Raw genomic sequence first — 21,705 nt, 5'->3', positions numbered from 1 at the left:
ATTAGCGCCCTTTTTAGATCTACTTAAACGTTACTCGTCGTCTTCAACTAAAGTCATTAGTGATGTATTACCACCTGATGCGGTAGTATCAATACTAATGGTCTTTTCGGTTAATAAACGCTTGATTAGCGTATCGTAGTACTCAGCACTGATCACTGGCAAAATTGCGCCTTTACGTTGTGCTAGCTGTTGGCTGAAATAACCTAAGCGAGAAGAACGTGCCGCAACTACCGCACCTGCTAAATGAGGATGTGCCAAAATAGCTTGTAACTGATTTGGTTTAGCTACTTGAAATACACCTTCAGCAATGCCCGTTGAGATAAACTTATCTTTAAACGCGACAGCTTCTTCATAGAACAACTCTGACGCTACGGTGATCACGGTATTACCCGCAGCAAGTGCGGTGATGATCGAAATAGCCCAGAAGTTAAACGAGGTGCTCTTATCGGCGTAACATACTACACAACCGCGTGCTTCAAGGTGCAGGGTATTTGATTCACCTGTAGGCCCTGGCAATGTAGTAAACTTACGCATGTGTTTTTCTAGGCGATTAAGCTGCGCACGTGCATCGGCAAGCGTTAGTGCTAAATCGTCTGCCAGCTCATCGATAATATCGACCGTTGCCACTTTAGCCAGTAACTGACGTACCGCAGAAACACGGTCGTTCAGTGGTGTCGCACGCCAGATTTTCTCATCGCGCATTGAGTTAGCCATTAACTTTTCAACTTGCTCAGCAGCACCAGAGTAGTGGTGAGTATCAAGCTCATCAGGCGTTAAGTTAGTCATTTGTACGTTTTCTGGCGATGCTTTTTCTTTAACTAAACGCGCTAAGTAGTTAGGGCCACCGGCTTTAGGGCCAGTACCAGATAAACCACGGCCACCAAACGGTTGCACACCAACAATCGCACCAATCATGTTACGGTTAACGTAGACGTTACCCGCACGCGACATTTTAGCTAGGTATTCACAACGCTCTTCAATACGAGAGTGAATGCCCATAGTTAAACCAAAGCCAGTGTTATTGATTTGGTCAATCACGTTATCAAGCTCTGAGCCTTTAAAGCGAATAACGTGCACACATGGGCCAAATACTTCGCGTTTAAGTACTGATAAATCGCTGATTTCATATAAGCGTGGCGCAAAGAAATAAGCACCATTTTCACTGTTATCAGGAATTTTACACTCATAATGCAGTGTTGCGTTGCCTTTTAAGTACTCAACGTGATCGTTTAAGTTTTTCAGTGCTTTTTCATCGATTACCGGACCAATATCGGTTGATAGCAATGATGGATCGCCAACGTGCAATTCTTGCAATGCGCCTTTAATCATATTAATCACGCCATCAGCGATGTCTTCTTGTAAGAATAATACGCGAAGCGCTGAACAGCGTTGACCAGCACTTTGAAAGCCAGAGCTGATCACATCATCAACAACTTGCTCAGGTAGCGCAGTTGAATCGACGATCATACAGTTTTGACCACCTGTTTCGGCGATTAATGGCACTTGAATATCGTTACGAGCCGCTAATGTTTGTGAAATTAGTGTGCCCGTTTCTGTTGAACCGGTGAACATAACCGCTTGAATACGTTCATCAGGAACAATGGTTTTACCTACTTCACTACCGCGAGCGATAACCGGCTGTACCACGTGCTCTGGTAAGCCAACTGATAACATAAGCTCAATCGTACGTAGCGCGATGTAGCTTGTTTGTTCAGCTGGTTTGGCAATAACTGTATTACCGGTTACGATTGCCGCAGCAACTTGGCCTAAGAAGATTGCTAGCGGGAAGTTCCATGGGCTGATACATAAGATCACACCACGGGCTTCAAAACGCTCATCTTCACTCAGCTCTTCGGCGCGGGCTGCGTAGTAACGACAAAAATCAACCGCTTCACGTACTTCGTCAATACCATCTTGGGCTACTTTACCGGCTTCTTTGATACAGATAGCCACAAGCTCATCGTGATGACGCTCTAAAATGTCAGCAATACGGCGAAGTAAGTTAGCACGTTCTTTAACTGGCGTTTGCGACCAAGATTCAAACGCGGTTTCTGCGTTAGCAAGCAAGGTAAGCATTTCATCGCTGTTTTGTAGCTTCACATGGCCGATGATTTCTTTATGGTTTGCAGGGTTTTTAACTGCAATTGAACCTTCAGGAATATCACTTTCACTAATACGGTGCTCTGCAAACCAGCTATCAAGGTTTTCTTTGAATGGAGTGATGGCATTGATATCAGTTAAATCCATGCCTTTTGAATTAGCACGCTCTGCGCCGTATAAATCAATTGGCATCTTAATTTGCGTGTTGTACTTATTACGTAATCCTTGCAGTGTCTCTACCGGATCAGGTAATAATGATTCTACCGGCTTAGTAGTATCTACAATGGCGTTAACAAACGATGAGTTAGCACCGTTTTCAAGTAAACGACGCACTAAATAAGCCAATAAATCTTCGTGTTGACCAACTGGGGCATATACACGACACTGAATTTTTTCTTCAGTGACGATTTGGTCAAATAATGACTCACCCATACCGTGCAGGCGTTGGAATTCAAAACCTTGGTTATCACCTTTAGCGACTTCTAAAATTGTTGCCGCAGTGTAGGCATTGTGGGTTGCAAACTGTGGATAAAGTACATCACGTGCTTCGAGCATTTTGATAGCACATGCTTTGTAAGATACGTCGGTGGTTGCCTTACGGGTAAATACCGGGAAGTGCTCTAAACCATCTTGTTGTGTGGTTTTGATTTCGGTATCCCAGTACGCGCCTTTAACTAAACGCACCATCATTTTACGGCCAACACGCCCAGCAAGCTCTGTTAACCATTCAATGACGAAAATAGCACGTTTTTGATACGCTTGAACCGCTAAACCAAAACCATGCCAACCAGCAAGGTCATCATCACTAAATACCGCTTCGATTACATCAAGTGAAATATCTAAACGGTCAGCTTCTTCAGCATCAACAGTAAAACCGATATCATAACTTTTTGCAGCGAGTGCCAGCTCTTTTAGCTTAGGCACAATTTCGCTCATTACACGTTCTTTATGCGTGAACTCATAACGAGGATGAATAGCAGACAGCTTAACTGAAATACCTGGGCTCTTAATTGGGCCACGGCCATTTGCCGCTTTACCAATCGCATGAATGGCATTCATGTAGCTATTGAAGTAACGCTCAGCATCTTTCATGGTGCGAGCGCCTTCGCCTAGCATATCATATGAATATACATAGCCTTTTTGTTCTTTTTCAGCAGCGCGTTCGATTGCTTCGTCAATGGTGCGACCCATTACAAACTGCTTACCCATGATCTTCATGGCAAAGTTTACTGACTTACGAATAACCGGTTCGCCTAAGCGACCAATGGTTTTTTTCAATACGCCAAATTGCTGCTCTTTGGTTTTATCTGTGTAGTTAACCATTTTACCGGTTACTAATAAGCCCCAAGAAGACGCATTAACAAATAATGAGTCACTGCTACCTAAGTGAGAGCTCCAGTCGCCTTTGGCTAACTTATCGCGAATTAGGGTATCTTGAGTTGCTTTATCTGGCACACGAAGCAGGGCTTCGGCTAAACACATAAGTACCACACCTTCTTCACTTGAAAGCGAGAACTCATTTAAAAGTGCATCAACACCGCTTTGACCATCTTGGTCACGACGAATATTGTGAACTATTTGACGAGCACGTTCCCAAGCACGGCTGCGGGCTTTTACGCCTACCTCAGCAAGCGGTAAAATATGATCAATTACGGCATTTTCATCGATGCGGTAAAAGTCACGGATTTTTTGTCGAATTGGACACGTTGTTGTCAAATCGCCGTCGAATAACATAAGCAACCCTCTGGTGTGTGGAGTCTTGCAGCAAAAAATTTTACTGCCTGATTTTCATCTGTGTAATGCGTGCATTCTAATTAAATTCCAGCAGAATATGCTGGTTAAATTTAGCGTTTTACGATAATTTACAGGGCATACCTTAAACTTATCCGCATAAAATTCTGTTATGACAAGTTCGAATAGATTACGTATGCTAGATCGCATCGATTTAGCAATTTTAGACGTTCTGCAAAAAAACGGCAGAATTTCTAATGTTAACCTCGCAAAGCAGGTTAATTTAAGCCCCAGCCCTTGTCTTGATCGGGTTAAACGACTTGAACAAGAAGGTTATATAGAAGGCTACTTTGCTAAGCTTAGCGAAGCCAAGCTTAATCAAAGCTTAGTCGCGCATGTGCAAGTGTCGTTAGTGACTTCAAATACTGCGGTGTTTAAAGTGTTCCGAGAGCATATTTTAAGAATTAAACAAGTGGTTGAATGTGACATGGTGGCAGGAGGATACGATTATTTATTAAAAATTCGTGTTTGCGACATGGATGAATATCGCCAAGTGTTAGGGGATTTAGTTGATATACCAGGGGTTGGTACGCACCACACCTATATGGTGATCGAAAAAATTAAGCAAGACACAGGGCTAAGGTTAGATACTTAACCTCGCAGCAACCAGAAGTAGGCGCGGGTTTACCCGCGTAATTAAATAGGGACTAGGTTCTAGGAAGTGACTAGGTGCTAGGGTGTATTCGGAGCTTGTGGCATTTTTCTCTTCTCATTTGCTCTCATTCATTTCTCTTTGTGCAAAAAACTTTTAATGATTAATTCACCACGAGAGCAGCGAGTTCTCCGAGAATAAATTAGTGACAGTGGATTGCTTTTAGTTAGATTTATCTGTGTAGCGCGAAGCGTCTTTGTGCTTTCGGTGGTAAAATAGGTTTATCGGTGTAAATGTATAAACAGTCGCGAGGTAAACTCGCTGCTACCAATGCGTAGGCGCGGGTTTACCCCGCATACTAAAAAAGCACCCGAGGGTGCTTTTTAGTATCAAATATATCTGGTTATCGTTTATGCCCAGCCGTCGTAGCGCTTACGACGTGATAATACGATGGTCAAAATGATACCTAAAAACAAGCCAATAAATGCAATCGCGCCACCATAGGTTAATAATTGACGTTTTTCTTTTGCACCCGCTTGTTGTTTTTGTGTACGTTCTGCGTCTAAGGTACTTTTTAATTTAGCAATTTGCTCAGACAACGCGCTGTTTTGATCCGTTAATGTTTGGCGTTGCTCTTGTAGCTGCGGTAATTCAATTTGTGCTTGGCGTAGTTGCTCTTGCATTGATGCCATCTCAGCACTAAGAGTACGATATTGCTGGTGGATTCCGGCCGTTTTAGAAACAAACTTAGCTTCTACCCAGCCTTCACGGCCTTTATCATCAACAACTTTAATAAAGTCATTTTCTTCAGCAGATAATTGCGTCAATTTAGTGCCTGCATCAACAGAGCCAATAATACGGTAATTTTTACTCGCGCCTGAATGCATAAATGTATAAAGATTATCGACTATATAAGCGGTGTTTGCGTCGCTAGCTGAATTGGCTTCTTCAGCGTGGCTCATAAACGCAACCGCACTTAGTAGTAAAGCTAATAAAGAATGTTTTAACATCAATCTACCCTGTTAATGTAACTGTCTGTGGGACAGCAATCGTATTATTCATAGTTAAGTCTTGAGATAGTATGGATTTAGCGCGCTAATAGCAAGGTTGATATTGTAATCACTGCTACGGTTTACTGATTCAAATAAGCTAAAAAATTTGCAATGTCGAGCCGCTTTGTTTATTTTGAGCTCTTATTTATTTTAAAGGTAATCCTCAAGCCTAATGGATACTGAGATAGAACTGAAGTTTTTGGTGTCAGACGCCGTTATTCCACTGATCCCCGCGTTAATAACTCAATTTGCAAAAACCGTTACAAATAAGCCTTCTCGTAGTTTGCAAAATGCTTATTTTGATACGCCAAGCCGTGAATTAAGAGCGCTTGATATCGGTTTTCGAACCCGTTGCGCGGATAATCAATGCGAGCAAACAATTAAGCTTGCTGGAGAAGTTATTGGAGGGTTACATCAGCGACCTGAATATAATTTACCGCTTGAAAGCAGTCGGCCCAATATAGCCGCATTCGATGCCAGTATTTGGCCGCATGGTATGCAAGTGAGCGCAATTGCCGCCAATCTTTATCCTATCTTTAGTACTAACTTTATTCGCCGGACTTGGTTGATTGAAACCCAAAGCGGTGCCAAAATCGAAGTGGTGCAAGATAAAGGGGAAGTCTCAGCTTCTGGGTTAATGGAACCTATTTGTGAGCTAGAAATAGAGCTTATTGAAGGTAGTCGCGACGAATTATTCACTTTGGCGGATAAACTGGTTAGTCAAAATAATATTCGTTTAGGGCTCTACTCTAAAGCCGCGCGAGGTTATCGTTTAGCAGACAACAAACCGCTCAAGCCAAGTAAATCAATAGGTTTTGTATCACTCCCTCACAATGCTACCCAAGAGCAAGCACTTATAGCGGCTATTGGCTTTGGTATCCGTTTTGTACAAAAGCATGAGCAATGTTATTTTGACAAACCAAGTTTAAAAACACTTAAGCGTGTCACCGATGGTATTAGTTTAATTCGTCATACGTTTTGGTTATTTGATGATATTGTTGACAAAAGTACCACCGAAACATTGCGTACAGAACTCAAATGGTTACTCAGTGAATTAGCTTGGGTTGAAAACGCTATCCAACTTAAAACCTATACCTCGAAGCGCCATGCCTACTATAAAAAAATTAACAGTGCGCCAGAGTTGACTCAAGTCATCAACGACTTAAAAGAACTACAGCCGAGTATTGATGATATTAATCGACTATTTCATAGTGCCCGTTATAACCGTTTATTATTGTCGTTGACAACATGGCTTGTGGATAAACAATGGCGTAAAAGCTGGGGGCAAGTGCAATTTCAAGCCGCTGAGCAACCTGTTGCAGAAATTGCTAATCGATTATTTGAAAAAGACTGGCAAGATCTTCATCAATTACTGCCAGAGCAAAAAACACTGACATTTAAAGATTATTTAGATTTACGCACTCGGCTTGAAAATAGTTTACTCAGTGGTAATTGTTTAGGTGCGTTATTTGAAAAAGATGAACGCAGTGAGTTTCGTATTCCGTGGTTAGATATTTCACACGGTATGTATGAGCTCAGCACGCTTGAGTATTTAAAACAGTTATGCGCAGGACAAGATGATGAAGAACTGGCAAAAATTCAAAGCTGGCTAGAAAAAAAATCAGAATTCTTGGTTAGTGCAATGGAACAAAGCCGTTTAGCGTCATATAAAATATCTCCTTACTGGCAATAGTGACCTAACCGGGCTCAGTACCCAGCGATTGCGACATAGGGAGAGTGTATGAGACGGTTAATAATATGGTTAGCGTTGCTATTTAGTGCCAGTGTGCTCAGTGATACTGCGCACTGGCAGTTATGGAAGCAACGCGATGGTGCGAGCGTACACTACAAAAAACATGAAAATGGCATTTTTGAAGTGCAGGCAGAGATCACTGTCTCAGGTGTCACAGCAAACGATTTTATGGCTTTGCTAAGTGATACTGAGAGCGCTCCATTATGGGTTGAAAATGTTACGCATGTGCAAGTATTAAAACGTTTAAGCCCCTCAGAAAATATCGTTTATACCCAATTTGATTCGCCATGGCCGGTTGCAGACCGGGATATGGTCAGCTACTCATGCTACCGACGTGTTAGTGATACACAAACTGAGTTAACGATTGCTGCTTTTCCAGGCTTCCTTGATAAGCGCGAGGGAGTGATCCGTATCACAGAGCTTAAAGCCAGCTGGCTGTTAACTGAGCTCGATAATGAAGAGCACTCACAATTAACGATTCGCCATGTTGTATACGCGGACCCAGGTGGCGCTATTGTGCATTGGCTCAGTAACAAAATTGGACTCAAAAGTGCAATGCATACTTTGCTTGCGTTAAAGCAACGCCTGCTTAATAAAAGCTATCATCCAAATGAGCAAATAGCTGAGCTGGGAGATTGTAGTCAACAACCATGAATAACTCGATAGTGCTTAAAAATAGGATGCTACTGTTAATACATTGTAATTAAAGAGTTTTATTACAAAATATTACAAAGTCAATATTGTTTGCGTAACTGAAATAGGTAACAATCCCTTTTGGGAACATACTATTTTAAGGACAGCAAAGGTGTTGGCATCCTCGGTATTTAAATCAAGCAGATGGTTTTTATTTATTAACGAAAGTTGGCGTATTGCGACACTGTGGTTTGCAGGTGTTTTGCTGTTTATGAGCTTTCGGGTGTTCTTTTTGGTTTATTTTCATAACCGGATCACTGCCTCATTAGATATAGACACTGTTTTAAATGCGTTAAAAACAGGGTTTGCATTTGACTCCGCCGCCAGTGGCGTCTGTTTTAGTATTCCTTTTTTACTCAATTGTATTTTACAACCGCTGCGGCTAGGATACTGGGTCAGAGCCGTGCGTATATTGACAGCGAAACTCTTTTTTGCGGTTGCAATTTTACTCTGCATAACCAGCATTACCTACATTACAGAATACGGCAGCCAATTTAATTATTTTATGTTTGAAGGGCTACATGACGATCAGCAAGCAATTGCTTTAACTGCAATAAAACAATATCAGCCATGGGGCAGTGTCCTGAGTTTATTAGTATTGTTAGTGGTTGCATTTAAGTTATGCCATTTAATTGATCAGCAATCCAATGGTTTCTTAGAGCGTATTTTTACTGATTGTAAGTGGAAACGTACCTTTTTAATTGCTTTGATCGTAGTGTTATTTGTCTGCGCTATTCGTGGCTCGTTTGAATCACGTCCAGCTTCGCGAAAATGGTCTGCTGTTACCCTTGACCCATTTGTGAATAATTTAGTTATCAATCCATTTCGCAGCTTTGTATATGCCATTAAAGACTATAACGAGCTACAAAGTCATGGTTTAGACGGCGTGAATCCTTACTTAAAAGATGATCTAACAATTGACCCAAACGGATTGTCAGGGTTAAAGCAACGCTGCAGTGAGCCGCTGTTGGCACCACCGTCACAAATATTTTTTATTGTGATGGAAAGTTACGATTCATGGCCTTTACAGCACAAATACGCGTCACTAAACTTAACCAATGAACTAAAAAATCTAGCCAATAAAGGTGTTTACTTAGATAACGTGTTACCAGCAGCCAGTAGCACTATGAACTCGTTATCGAGTATTTTATCTGGGATCCCTTATGCAGGGGTCAATATGAGCCTTATAGGGCCACAACAACCAGCTAGTAAATTGTCATTATTCAATCAGTTGGAGCAGCTTGGCTATACCAGCCAGTTTTTTTATGGCGGTTTATTGTCTTGGCAAAATGTTGGCCAATATGTCCTCTCTCAAGGCGCTGATAAGGTTTACTCTGCCACAGATGCTGGTGGTAAGGGTAGTGCCGGGGTTTGGGGGATTGATGATGCTCAGTTATTTGATTTAGTTGCAGCGAAAACACAGCCAAAAAGTTTTAATGTGGTCATGAGCGGCAGTTATCATGGACCCTTTAATTTAGATCTAAATCAGTATGATTACCCGTTTAAAACTGCTGCTGATTACCCTGCAGAAATTCAAGAGTTAGAAACACAAGTACTTGATCCTTATGTGCTTGGGCATTTATGGTATAGCGATAAAATGTTAGGCGCATTTGTACGTAAAATGCAGCAGCGCTACCCGGATGCGTTATTTATTATTACTGGTGACCACTACAGTCGGCGCTATTTACATCCACGCCCTAATTTATATGAGTTGACTCATGTTCCTTTAGTTATTTATGGTAATGGAATTAAACCGAACATGCTGAACTCTCAACAAGTAGCTAGTCATATGGATATAGCGCCAACATTGTTGAATCTAATCGCACCCACGAATACGGAATTTTATAGTGTAGGGCAGTCACTGTTAACAGCGACAGCTGAGCGTACTGTGTTTGGCTTTCAAACTGTTCGTAATAACAAGCAGTTATGGCGAGGTGATTTAAGCGCATTATATGAGTACTATGGCGTAAACCCGCTTGATAAAATACGGCTAATGCCAACACAAACACAATCATTTAAAGAAATCGATGTTGCAACAGAGCAAGCGTATAATCAATACATGGCGCAAGCGTGGCATTTGTTAACTCAAGGCACAAAATAATTCAATCGCTCTAACGAGCTGTTAGTTAAGATATTAAACATGAACAAACCAAACATTAACTTAGTTAATAAACCAAACGGTATCGGCTTTGGCCGTATTTTTAAAGCAACGCAATGCTCTATCAAAGGATTTAACGCAGCTTATAAGGAAGAGTCGGCTTTTCGTACTGAACTGGCACTCGGGGTTGTGTTGCTGCCGTTATCATTTTGGCTTGCACAATCATTGCAACATTGGGTGATGCTGGTTGTTAGCTTTTTATTTTTATTGATTGTTGAATTACTTAACTCGGCTATTGAAGCACTAACAGATCGCGTTGGCGTTGAATACCATGTGCTTTCTGGGCGTGCTAAAGATATTGCCTCAGCAGCAGTTAGTTTAGCATTATTAGTTTTGTTGATAGTGTGGGGCGTTGCAGGGTATGAGAAAGTGCTTACATTGATAGGTTAGTGTGAGGCAAAGCGTTACGGGTTAAGTGAGACGGGTTCCGAATACACCCTAGCCCCTAGTTTAAATTGCTTAGGCTAAACTCGCGCCTACGCCAGGTAGCAGCGAGTTTACCTCGCGACAAACATTTTATCCTTCGCGGTGGCAAGCCACTCGCCTACAAGTAACACCCACAGGACTCCTGTAGGTCGCCATTTATGGCGACAAGCGATTTACCACTGAGTGCAGGAGGCGCTGCGCGCTACACCGAGAAGAGAAGATATTAACAACTTTATTTAATTGCGCGGGCTAAACCCGCGCCTACGGCAGGTAGCAGCGAGTTTACCTCGCGACAAAAACTTTACCCTCCGCGGTGGTAAGTCGCTTGCCTACAAGTAATGCTCACCGTCAAAAACCTTTTTGCACAAAGAGAAGTGAGTGAGAGCAAATGAGAAAAAACGCCACTGGTTTCGAATACCTTCTAGTAGCTAGCCACTTCCTAAAACCTAGCCGCTATTTTTTCAATTACTTCTCTAAAGCGTAGCGCCTCATAATCTCTTTGTGAATAAATTACTTAAAGCACATAATCAGCAGGCATAAAAAAAGCGCCAATTGGCGCTTTTTCTGCATTCACACAAAGGCTGGAATTAAAGGCCAGCGGCTGCGCGAAGTGCGTCTGCTTTATCTGTACGTTCCCAAGGGAATTCATCGCGACCAAAGTGGCCGTAAGCCGCTGTTGGTTGATAAATTGGGCGCTCAAGATCAAGCATTTGGATTAGGCCGTATGGGCGTAAATCAAAGTGTTCACGAATAAGTTCGATTAAACGAGCTTCTTCTAATTTACTTGTACCAAAGGTTTCAACACTGATTGACGTAGGCTCTGCAACACCAATTGCGTAAGATACTTGTAGCTCACACTTATCAGCAAGGCCAGCAGCAACCACGTTTTTAGCAACGTAACGAGCAGCGTAAGCAGCACTACGGTCAACTTTTGATGGATCTTTACCAGAGAATGCACCGCCACCGTGACGAGCCATGCCGCCGTAAGTATCAACGATGATTTTACGACCAGTAAGACCACAGTCACCCATAGGGCCACCGATAACAAAACGGCCAGTTGGGTTGATAAAGAACTTAGTTGCTTTAGAGATAAGCTCTGCAGGCAATACTGGCTTGATGATTGTTTCCATCACAGCTTCTACTAAATCTTTCTGTGAAATGTCTTCACTGTGTTGAGTAGAAAGTACTACTGCGTCAATGCTTACTGGCTTGCCATTTTCGTATGCAAAAGTAACTTGTGATTTTGCATCAGGACGTAACCAGTTTAGCTCGCCGCTTTTACGTACTTGCGCTTGGCGCTGTACTAAACGGTGTGAGTAAGTGATTGGTGCAGGCATAAGTACTTCTGTTTCGTTACATGCGTAACCAAACATTAGACCTTGGTCGCCAGCGCCTTGTTCTTCAGGGCTAGTACGGTCAACACCTTGGTTGATATCAGGTGATTGCTTACCGATAGTGTTTAAAATTGCACAAGAATCAGCATCAAAACCCATATCAGAATGAGTGTAGCCAATTTCACGTACAGTTTTACGAGTGATCTCTTCAATATCAACCCAAGCACTGGTAGTGATTTCACCACCAACCATAACCATACCCGTCTTTACGTAAGTTTCACACGCAACACGTGCATGAGAATCTTGCTCTAAGATGGCATCAAGTACCGCGTCAGAGATTTGATCCGCAATTTTATCCGGATGACCTTCAGAAACAGATTCAGAAGTAAATAAATGTTTTGCCATTGTCTTTCTGCTCACAAATATTGCGCTTCACAAACGTCGGTAAGAGCGCTAAAAAATTAAGGGGCGTATTTTATCTAAAACAACCATAGTTGCATAGTGTTTTTACGCCTAGACGTCTAAATAAAATTACTAATAACTTTTTGTTCTTAAAAAATTTTCATAATAGCTAATTTAATCAGGGTTTTTAATTGCACACAGCCCCTACAATAAGTAAGAATGGGTGTTCTTGAAAAACACACAACAACCAGCGCAAATACAGTTAAAGGTAGGAGAATTCATGCCGTCTCGCAAAGAACTTGCAAATGCTATTCGCGTCTTATCAATGGACGCAGTACAACAGGCCAAATCAGGCCACCCTGGAGCCCCTATGGGCATGGCAGATATCGCAGAAGTGCTATGGCGCGATTATCTAAACCATAATCCAACAAATCCAGAGTGGGTAGACAGAGATCGATTTATACTCTCAAACGGCCACGGTTCAATGCTTATTTATTCTCTATTGCACTTAAGTGGTTATGATTTGCCAATTGAGGAAATTAAAAACTTCCGCCAAATGCATTCAAAAACACCAGGTCACCCAGAATATGGTTATGCACCTGGGATTGAGACCACTACGGGTCCACTTGGTCAAGGGATCACAAATGCAGTCGGTATGGCGATTGCTGAAAAAGCATTAGCGGCACAATTTAACCGCGAAGGCCACGACATTGTTGATCACCACACTTATACGTTCTTAGGTGATGGCTGCTTAATGGAAGGTATTTCTCACGAAGCGTGTTCGCTTGCTGGTACATTAGGCCTTGGTAAGTTAGTGGCGTTTTGGGATGACAACGGTATTTCAATCGATGGTGAAGTGGAAGGCTGGTTTAGCGATGATACTCCAGCACGCTTTAAAGCCTACGGCTGGCATGTAGTAAGTGGCGTCGATGGCCATGATTCAGACGCAATTCGCGCAGCTATTGAAGAAGCACGCAGCATCACTGATAAACCAACCCTGATTTGCTGTAAAACAGTGATTGGTTATGGCTCACCGAATAAATCAGGTAGCCACGATTGTCACGGTGCACCACTAGGTGAAGACGAAATCAAAGCAGCGCGCGAGTTCCTAGGTTGGACTGGTGAAGCATTTGAAATCCCAGCTGATATTTACAGTCAGTGGGATGGCAAAGAAAAAGGTAAGCAACTAGAAGCAAGCTGGGATGAGAAATTTGCCGCATACGCCGCTGCACACCCAGAATTAGCCGCCGAATTTAAACGCCGCACAAGCTCAGAGCTACCAGCTGATTGGGCTGAAAAATCTCAAGCGTATATTGAGCAACTTGATGCAAACCCAGCCAATCCTGCATCGCGTAAAGCGTCGCAAGATGCATTAAATGCATTTGGTCCACTGTTACCTGAGTTTATGGGCGGCTCTGCGGATTTAGCGGGTTCTAACCTAACAATTTGGAAGGGTTCTAAAGGCCTTGAAGCGAATGACGCAAGCGGTAACTACATCTATTACGGTGTACGTGAGTTTGGTATGTCAGCCATCATGAACGGTATTGCACTGCATAAAGGGTTTATTCCTTACGGCGCGACTTTCTTAATGTTTATGGAATATGCACGCAACGCAGTACGCATGGCAGCATTAATGAAAGTGCCGAGCATTTTTGTATACACGCACGATTCAATTGGCTTAGGTGAAGATGGCCCAACTCACCAACCAGTAGAGCAAATTGCGAGCATGCGTTTAACACCTAATTTAGTTAACTGGCGTCCGTGTGACCAAGTTGAGTCTGCGATTGCGTGGCAACAAGCCATTGAACGTAAAGACGGTCCAACATCACTTATCTTTACGCGCCAAGGCCTTGAGCAACAAACTCGCTCAGCGCAGCAATTAAGCGATGTGAAAAAAGGCGGTTATGTACTTAGCTGTGATGGCGAGCCAGAGCTTATCTTAATTGCAACCGGCTCTGAGGTGCAATTAGCGCAAGATTCAGCGGCAGAACTTCGTAAGCAAGGTAAAAAAGTACGCGTTGTATCAATGCCATCAACAGATGCATTCGATGCGCAAGACGCTGCATACAAAGAAAGCGTATTACCAGCTGCAGTTTCACGCCGCGTAGCAGTAGAGGCAGGCATTGCAGACTACTGGTATAAATACGTAGGCCTAAACGGCGCAGTAGTAGGTATGACCACCTTTGGTGAGTCAGCCCCTGCAAATGAGCTGTTTGAGCACTTTGGCTTCACGGTAGAAAACATCGTAAACAAAGCCAACGAATTGTTTTAATCTTTACGATTGAAATTTAAAAGCCCGCACTGTGGTTACACAGCGCGGGCTTTTTGTGTTTGGCCGGTAGGTTGGGTATTGGGTAGAGCGCAGCGAAACCCAACGAAGGGAATTTGAGCCGTCAGCCGTCAGTCATAAGCTTTCAGCTGTCAGTTTTAGAATAGTTAAGCGTAAGCGACTTGACGCGCTAAAGCACAACCTACACTGTTAGCCCGAAGCCCATGAGTATTTTTCACATCACTACACTTGCATGATATGCGTGCTTAAGGCAATGTGGACGCAGTTAAATTATAAATATAAACAGGAGTGAGGATGTCTCAGTTTGATAATGTAAGTGTTGTTAAAACAGCGAACGTGTATTTTGACGGTAAGGTATCAAGCCGTACGGTAATTTTTGCAGATGGCAGCACCAAAACATTAGGCTTTATGCAGCCGGGTGAATTTGAATTCGCAACCAGTAAAAAAGAATTAATGGAGCTTAACGGCGGCCAGTGGCAAGTATTGTTACCTGGCGAGAGCGAGTGGCAAACCATGTCAGCGGGGGAGTCATTTAACGTTGATGCTAACGTAACTTTCCAAGTAAAAGTTGCTGACTTTGCCGATTATTGCTGTTCGTATACTTAATATACAATTCAAGTGGCACGCTGAAAGCCCGCCATGCGCGGGCTTTTGCATATTTAATACTCTGAGGATGATCTAAATCAGCTTTACTAACAAATAAATTTCATATTTATGCTTTTCTGCCTTGTGTTAATCTAAATAGCCCCCAATACTAGTTATGAGGTAACATAAAAAAGGATACCCTATGAAAATTAATCTTTCTGGTCACCATGTTGACGTTACTGACTCTATTAGAGAGCACATCAACGAAAAATTTTCAAAAATTGCGAGCCATTTTCCATCTCTGATCGCACTCGATATCATTCTTTCAAAAGAGCACCACAAGCTCCAAGCAGAAATTAGCACCATATACGAAGGCGCGCGTTTATCTGTTAAAGGCGAGAACGAAGTTCTTTACCCTGCAATAGCAAACGCGGCTAAGAAACTCGATGCGGCATTAAAGCATCGCAAAGGCCAAATTAAAGCCAATCTACACCAAAAACCAGTGAGCACCACACCTGAGATTGCTCATGAAATTATTCAGGAAATGGATTTACGTTAAGAAATAAAAGGCGCTAGGTTCTAGGTAACTAGGATCTAGCAAACCGTTTCATCTTCCACTAATCTTCTCACTTTCAATCCACACTAAAACGCTGTAACTTACTTATTAATAAAAATAAGTAGTAAGCACACATATGCAAGCAGCAGTATCAACTTGGCAAACCCGTTTAAACGCATTAGGGCCTGGTATTTTAATGGCCACTGCAGCCATTGGCGGTTCACATCTAGTCGCATCAACGCAAGCCGGCGCCATTTTTGGCTGGCAACTATTTTGGCTTATTGTAGTGGTAAACGTACTTAAGTATCCGTTTTTCCGCTTTGGCATTGAATACACATTAGCAACTAAAAAAAGTCTTGTTGAAGGGTATCAAAGTAAAGGACCGTGGTTTTTTTACAGCTTTATCGGCTTAAATATTATTGCTGCGGTAGTGAATACCGCTGGTGTTTTATTGCTTACTGCAAGTCTGTTGCATTATGCGCTGCCGATCACTATTTCAGTGACCTTATTATGTTGGTTAATATTAGCTGTGTGCTTAGTGATTTTATTGCTCGGGCATTTTAAAGCGCTGGATAACGTTGCCAAAGCGATTATGGCGTTATTAACTCTTGCCACCGTTATTGCCCTTGCGATTGCGTTTAGTAACGGCCCTATGGCGCCAGTTGATTACGTTGGCCCATCTCCTTATGAACTAGCCATGCTTGGGTTTATGGTTGCGTTAATGGGGTGGATGCCTGCACCGATAGAAATTTCAGCGTTAAGTTCATTGTGGCTAAAAGAAAAGCAAAGCCAGCAAACGGTAACGAGAGCGCAGGGTTTATTTGATTTCAATTTGGGTTACTGGTTAACCGCAGTATTAGCGCTGGTGTTTTTCTCTTTGGGTGTATTAGTACAGTACGGGCAAAGTAGCGAAATTGCGCTAGGTGGTGTGGCGTTTGCTAAACAACTGATTGATATGTACGCTCTAACTATTGGCGAATGGGCACGACCGCTGGTGTCGGTTATCGCTTTTTTATGTATGTTTGGTACTACTCTTACGGTGCTTGACGGCTACGCGCGAACATTAAATGAATCACACAAACTGCTTGGTTGTAAGCAAAGCAAGCAAAGCTTAAATATTTGGCTAATTTTACAATCACTTGCGGGGATGGCGGTGATCTTGTTTTTTAAATCAGCTTTAGGCCCGATGCTCACTTTTGCCATGACACTCGCATTTGTGACTACACCTATTTTTGCATGGTTGAATTTTAGTTTAGTACGCTCAGAGCCAAGCATTCAACATTCTAAAACGATACGCGGTTTGAGCTGGCTCGGGCTGATCTATTTAGTTGGCTTTGCGTTGGTGTTTTTAGTTTGGCAGCTTGGTTAACTTAAAAGGTAAGATGCCTAGCTGCAATGTGCGCGGGGTAAACCCGCGTCTACGTATTTGTAGCAGCGAGTTTACCTCGCGACTGTTTATACATTTACATGATAAACCTATTTTACCAGCGAGGGCACAAAGGCGCTGCGCGCTACACAGAGAAACCAAAGTAAAAAATTACTTATTTCTTCTCTGTGAACTCGGTGTTCTCGGTGGTGAATTAATCACTAAAACAATTTTGCACAAAGAGAAGTGAATGAGAGTAAATGAGAAAAAACAGGGGCTTCGAGCTGTGGGATAAATACACCTAGCACTTAGTCAGTTTCTAGAACCTAGCCCCTACTTTTATAATTACTTCTCTAAAGCGCAGCGCCTCTTAACCTCTTTGTGAATCAATTCTTTGTACGAATAAAGCTTGTTCTATTTGAAAAAATCATCGTCGTTTTTAGCAAGCATAGCTTCAATATCTTCAATCATATCTTGGCTTAAATCATCCGCAGAGGTAATTGGTGCAGAGATTTTATTGTTTTCAAACGACCATTCGCCTAGATCAATTAACTGGCAGCGTTTAGAGCAAAAAGGGCGGTGCGGACTTTTCTCTGACCATTCTACTTGGGCTTTACAAGTTGGGCAGCTTACAACTGTTGGCATAACATCTTCTCATATATATTGTTTGCGATTCCTAGAACCTAAAGCCTAGGAACCTGAGTTCTTAAAAACTAGTAACGCGGTTTATTTCTGCAAGCGAGGTCATACCGGCGGCGGCTTTACGAAGGCCTGATAAGCGTAAATTATTAAAACCAGCCTTCAATGACACCTCGGCTATTTCTAATGAATTACCACCACGCATAATAATTTGCGCAATTTCAGGGGTAATTTGCATTACTTCATAAATACCTACCCGGCCTTTATAGCCATCGGTGCAGCTGTCACAGCCTTTGGGAGCAAATAAAGTGAGTTCGCTTATTTGTTCTGGGCTAAAGCCTTGGCGTTGTAACTCTTCACTTGGCAACGTTTCAGGTGCTTTACATTTTGGGCATAAACGACGGGCTAAACGCTGTGCGATGATCAAGCTAATCGAGCTGGCCACGTTATACGCAGGCACGCCCATATTAAGTAAACGCGTTAGGGTTTCTGGTGCTGAGTTGGTATGCAAGGTAGACATAACCAAGTGACCCGTTTGCGCCGCTTTTATTGAGATTTCTGCAGTTTCAAGGTCTCGGATCTCACCCACCATCACCACATCAGGATCTTGACGTAAGAAGGCTTTTAGCGCATTGGCAAAGGTCATCTCGGCGCGCGGGTTAATTTGTACTTGGTTGATCCCTTCGAGGTTTATTTCAACCGGATCTTCCGCGGTACTGATATTGCGTTCCGGCTGGTTAAGAATATTCAATCCAGTGTAAAGTGAAACCGTTTTACCAGATCCAGTAGGGCCGGTAACTAAGATCATGCCTTGTGGTTGTTGCAGCGCATCCATGTAGAGCTTTTTCTGCTCAGGTTCATAACCAAGTACATCAATGCCTAACATTGCACTTGATGAATCAAGGATACGCATTACGATTTTTTCGCCCCATAAGGTCGGCAGGGTACTTACCCGGAAATCAATGCTTTTACGTTCGGTGATTTTTAACTTGATACGGCCATCTTGTGGTTTACGTTTTTCAGCGATATCTAAACGTGCCATAACTTTTATACGTGCCGATAAACGCGTAGCTAAGCTGTTTGGCGGGCTGGCCATTTCATGCAAAATACCATCAATACGAAAACGTACGCGGTATTTATGTTCATAGGGTTCAAAGTGTAAATCTGAGGCGCCTTTTTTTATCGCATCCATCAAAATTTTATTGATGTAGACAATAATTGGCGCATCGTCTTTTTCATCTTCACCGTTGTTTTGCTGCTCGCGTGGGCCATCGGCATCTAGATCACTAAACTCTTTAAATTCTTCATCGCTTAAGTGCAAGCTGCCTGAGGCATCAAGTAGTTGCTCAATTTTTGCTTCGAGCTGACGATAATCAACCACCACTACTTCACACGAAAGCCCAGTACTAAATTCAAAATTCTCAAAGGCGCCGTAATCAGTCGGATCAGAGGCGGCAATATAAAGCTTACGACCTTTTTTAACGAGAGGGAGAATGTGATGTTCTTTGATCAGTTTTTCTTTAACTAACTCTTTTGGGATCAGTTCTACATTAAAATCACGCAGGTCAAAATAGGGAACTCGGAATAAATCAATGCATTGCTCGGCAAGTTCATGGCCATCAATACCGCTGCATTTAGCGATCAGCTCTGCTGTTGAGGCATACTCACGTTGTTTGAGTTTGACTGTTTCTGCGTCAATACGGCCAAGCGTAATAAACTTTCTAAGTAATGGTGAATTAATATTCATTGCGCACCTTGGTTAGATCCTTTCATTGCCAGCAATTTATCAGAAAAAAGAATGGTATAACATTAGTCTTATCGATTTAAGGTAATTTGCCAACAAAAAGCTGGAAAGTTTTTGTTTATCTAAGTATTTAGTTTATTTTTTCGCAGCCAGTGTTAAATACTGCGCATGCAATTGTTGTATCACAATGGCGACTAAAGCCAACGGTTGATTATTATCAACCACATCGTCAGCACGGTGGAGTTTATCCTCGCGCGACATTTGCGCGGCAATAATACTGAGCGCTTGTTGCTCGTTAATATTATCGCGGGCAATAGTCCGTTCAAGCTGCACCGCAACAGGCACATCAATTATTAACGTGCGATCACAATACTGTTCAAGGCCATTTTCAAATAATAGGGGGGCAACAAGCACCACATACACGCTTTTTGCACGGTTTAAGTCTAAGAGGGTTTTTTCACGGATCAGTGGGTGCAGTAAATTATTAAGCCAAGTTTTTTGTGCGTTATCGGCAAAAATAACCTCTCGTAACTTAGCGCGATTTAAACTGCCATCGGGGTTTAATATCTCATTACCAAAATGTTCGCTAATGGCTGCTAGTCCATTGCTATTTGGCGCAACAACTTGGCGGGCGATAATATCAGCATCTACGACTGTAACGCCAAGCTCCTCAAACATAGCACTCACCGCACTTTTACCGCAGCCAATACCGCCAGTCAGTCCTAAAACCCAATTTTTAATTGGTTTATCAACTACATTCTCCATCTAATAACCTAACCAATTAAAATAGAATGCTTGCAGCTGTGAGCCCCATAATAAGGTAACCCAGCCAGCAATGGCGAGGTAAGGGCCAAACGGAATAGGCGTGGCTTTATCTTTGCCTTGAATACTCAAAAGTGCGATACCAATAACAGCGCCAACTACACTCGATAATAGAATAATGGTGAGTAATGACTGCCAACCTAGTAAGGCACCAAATACGGCTAATAGTTTAAAATCACCATAGCCCATGCCTTCTTTGCCAGTGATCAGTTTAAATAGCCAAAATACGCTCCACAAACTTAAGTAACCACACGCTGCACCAATAATCGCATCAGTAGGTGAAATTGTAATACCCATTACTGCGGCAATCAGTGCTAGCCAAACGAGTGGCAAAGTGAGTTGATCGGGTAGCAGCATGTGGTCAATATCAATAAAGGTCAGCGCGACTAATACCCAAGTCATTAAAATATACAGTAGTGCCTGCTCAGTCGCGCCAAAGGTGTAGGCGACTATTAAGCTTAAAATAGCAGTGAGCATTTCAACAATAGGGTAACGTACGGATATTGGATTACTGCAACTAGCGCAGCGGCCTTTTAATAATAACCAGCTAATTACAGGGATATTTTGCCACGGCTTAATTGCCGTTTTGCATTTAGGGCAGGTCGAGTTGGGCTTTACTAGATTGAATTCAGCCTCTGTATTAGCTGTTTTAGACGGCTGTAAATCGTCAGCCAGTAAAACACGGCATTCTGTTTGCCACTCACGTTGCATCATCAGCGGCAGCCGATAAATCACTACATTCAAAAAGCTGCCAACACATAGGCTAACTAAGCCAACAGTGAGTAAATAAAACCACAGTTGGCTTTGCATTACTGTGATTACATCGAGAAAAAATTCGTGCATTACATACCTAAAAAATTAAGTTAAAAACCATTTTTACAAAGAGAAGTGAATGAGAGTAAATGAGAAAACCACGGGCTGCGAGCAGTGGGATAAATACACCTAGCACCTAGTCACTTCCCTAGAACCTTTATTACTTCTCTAAAGCGCAGCGCCTCTTAACCTCTTTGTGAATTAATCACTGCAAGAACTATAATCTAATTGCGCGGGGTAAACCCGCGCCTACGCATTGGTAGCAGCGAGTTTACCTCGCGACTGTATATACTTTCACAACCGTAGGAAAGCGCTTTAGCGCCGATTGGCTTTAACACATAACCTCAAACACTATCACGGCTAAAGCCTGTTCCCACAAAATAAAGTACACCTAGCAGCTAGTCACTTCCCTAGAACCTAGGGCCTTTTATTGCTTGCTTCTCTTAATTTCTGTGGTGAATAAAACACTTAAATAAAAAATGTTGCATTGCTTAATATAAATTAGGAACATTCTTGCTTACAGCTTACAGCTTACAGCTTACAGCTTACAGCTTACAGCTTACAGCTTACAGCTTACAGCTTACAGCTA

Annotated in this window: 16 protein-coding genes; 9 read left to right on the top strand and 7 right to left on the bottom strand. The window is 42.4% G+C overall.

All coding sequences use genetic code 11. The features are described 5' to 3' along the window. Positions 1 to 30: 30 nt before the first annotated feature. On the bottom strand, positions 31 to 3,834 hold the full coding sequence (gene putA / locus V7783_RS12185) for a bifunctional proline dehydrogenase/L-glutamate gamma-semialdehyde dehydrogenase PutA (RefSeq protein ID WP_335678934.1): 3,804 nt from the start codon (positions 3,832 to 3,834) through the stop codon (positions 31 to 33). A gap of 169 nt (positions 3,835 to 4,003) precedes the next feature. Here putA and V7783_RS12180 point away from each other — a divergent pair, with 169 nt between their 5' ends. Beyond that, positions 4,004 to 4,486, top strand: coding sequence for a winged helix-turn-helix transcriptional regulator (locus V7783_RS12180; protein ID WP_335678933.1), 483 nt, complete (start codon positions 4,004 to 4,006; stop codon positions 4,484 to 4,486). Positions 4,487 to 4,893: 407 nt separating this feature from the next. On the opposite strand, the gene V7783_RS12175 is transcribed toward V7783_RS12180, so the two are convergent. Then, a complete protein-coding gene (locus V7783_RS12175) occupies positions 4,894 to 5,493 on the bottom strand; it encodes a TIGR04211 family SH3 domain-containing protein (RefSeq protein ID WP_335678932.1) in 600 nt (199 codons plus the stop codon). A 214-nt stretch (positions 5,494 to 5,707) separates the two neighbouring features. Between V7783_RS12175 and V7783_RS12170 the strand changes: the two genes are divergently transcribed. From V7783_RS12170 to V7783_RS12155, 4 genes are all read left to right on the top strand, one after another. Beyond that, positions 5,708 to 7,228 (top strand): CYTH and CHAD domain-containing protein, encoded by a 1,521-nt coding sequence (locus V7783_RS12170; protein WP_335678931.1) that lies wholly within the window; start codon positions 5,708 to 5,710, stop codon positions 7,226 to 7,228. Between the two features lie 48 nt (positions 7,229 to 7,276). After that, complete coding sequence (locus V7783_RS12165; RefSeq protein WP_335678930.1) at positions 7,277 to 7,942, top strand: START domain-containing protein; 666 nt, start codon at positions 7,277 to 7,279, stop codon at positions 7,940 to 7,942. Between the two features lie 151 nt (positions 7,943 to 8,093). Continuing rightward, complete coding sequence (locus V7783_RS12160) at positions 8,094 to 10,082, top strand: LTA synthase family protein (RefSeq protein ID WP_335678929.1); 1,989 nt, start codon at positions 8,094 to 8,096, stop codon at positions 10,080 to 10,082. Between the two features lie 39 nt (positions 10,083 to 10,121). Next, entirely contained in the window at positions 10,122 to 10,529 is a 408-nt protein-coding gene (locus tag V7783_RS12155) for a diacylglycerol kinase (protein ID WP_442961370.1), read from the top strand. 623 nt (positions 10,530 to 11,152) lie between these two features. On the opposite strand, the gene metK is transcribed toward V7783_RS12155, so the two are convergent. Further along, entirely contained in the window at positions 11,153 to 12,304 is a 1,152-nt protein-coding gene (gene metK / locus V7783_RS12150; protein WP_301562586.1) for a methionine adenosyltransferase, read from the bottom strand. 277 nt (positions 12,305 to 12,581) lie between these two features. Here metK and tkt point away from each other — a divergent pair, with 277 nt between their 5' ends. The 4 genes from tkt to V7783_RS12130 all read left to right on the top strand — a co-directional run bounded on the left by tkt (position 12,582) and on the right by V7783_RS12130 (position 17,101). Beyond that, positions 12,582 to 14,573 (top strand): transketolase, encoded by a 1,992-nt coding sequence (tkt, locus tag V7783_RS12145; protein WP_335678928.1) that lies wholly within the window; start codon positions 12,582 to 12,584, stop codon positions 14,571 to 14,573. A 312-nt stretch (positions 14,574 to 14,885) separates the two neighbouring features. Next, positions 14,886 to 15,197 (top strand): pyrimidine/purine nucleoside phosphorylase, encoded by a 312-nt coding sequence (ppnP, locus tag V7783_RS12140; RefSeq protein WP_016708283.1) that lies wholly within the window; start codon positions 14,886 to 14,888, stop codon positions 15,195 to 15,197. Positions 15,198 to 15,378: 181 nt separating this feature from the next. Beyond that, a complete protein-coding gene (hpf, locus tag V7783_RS12135; RefSeq protein ID WP_016708282.1) occupies positions 15,379 to 15,735 on the top strand; it encodes a ribosome hibernation-promoting factor, HPF/YfiA family in 357 nt (118 codons plus the stop codon). A gap of 193 nt (positions 15,736 to 15,928) precedes the next feature. Then, the gene (locus V7783_RS12130; protein ID WP_442961372.1) at positions 15,929 to 17,101 is read left to right on the top strand and encodes an NRAMP family divalent metal transporter; all 1,173 of its coding nucleotides are present in this window, start codon (positions 15,929 to 15,931) and stop codon (positions 17,099 to 17,101) included. Between the two features lie 411 nt (positions 17,102 to 17,512). Here the strand turns inward: V7783_RS12130 and yacG are convergent, their stop codons facing one another. From yacG to V7783_RS12110, 4 genes are all read right to left on the bottom strand, one after another. After that, on the bottom strand, positions 17,513 to 17,743 hold the full coding sequence (gene yacG / locus V7783_RS12125; RefSeq protein WP_064667149.1) for a DNA gyrase inhibitor YacG: 231 nt from the start codon (positions 17,741 to 17,743) through the stop codon (positions 17,513 to 17,515). Between the two features lie 61 nt (positions 17,744 to 17,804). After that, on the bottom strand, positions 17,805 to 19,484 hold the full coding sequence (gene pilB, locus V7783_RS12120; RefSeq protein ID WP_283710120.1) for a type IV-A pilus assembly ATPase PilB: 1,680 nt from the start codon (positions 19,482 to 19,484) through the stop codon (positions 17,805 to 17,807). A gap of 132 nt (positions 19,485 to 19,616) precedes the next feature. Continuing rightward, entirely contained in the window at positions 19,617 to 20,246 is a 630-nt protein-coding gene (gene coaE / locus V7783_RS12115) for a dephospho-CoA kinase (protein WP_335678926.1), read from the bottom strand. After that, positions 20,247 to 21,146 (bottom strand): prepilin peptidase, encoded by a 900-nt coding sequence (locus tag V7783_RS12110; protein WP_335678925.1) that lies wholly within the window; start codon positions 21,144 to 21,146, stop codon positions 20,247 to 20,249. Positions 21,147 to 21,705 lie beyond the last annotated feature (559 nt).

This window comes from Pseudoalteromonas sp., from assembly GCF_036960685.1.
Taxonomy (GTDB): Bacteria; Pseudomonadota; Gammaproteobacteria; order Enterobacterales; family Alteromonadaceae; genus Pseudoalteromonas.
This window is presented reverse-complemented; position numbering and strand designations above follow the sequence as displayed.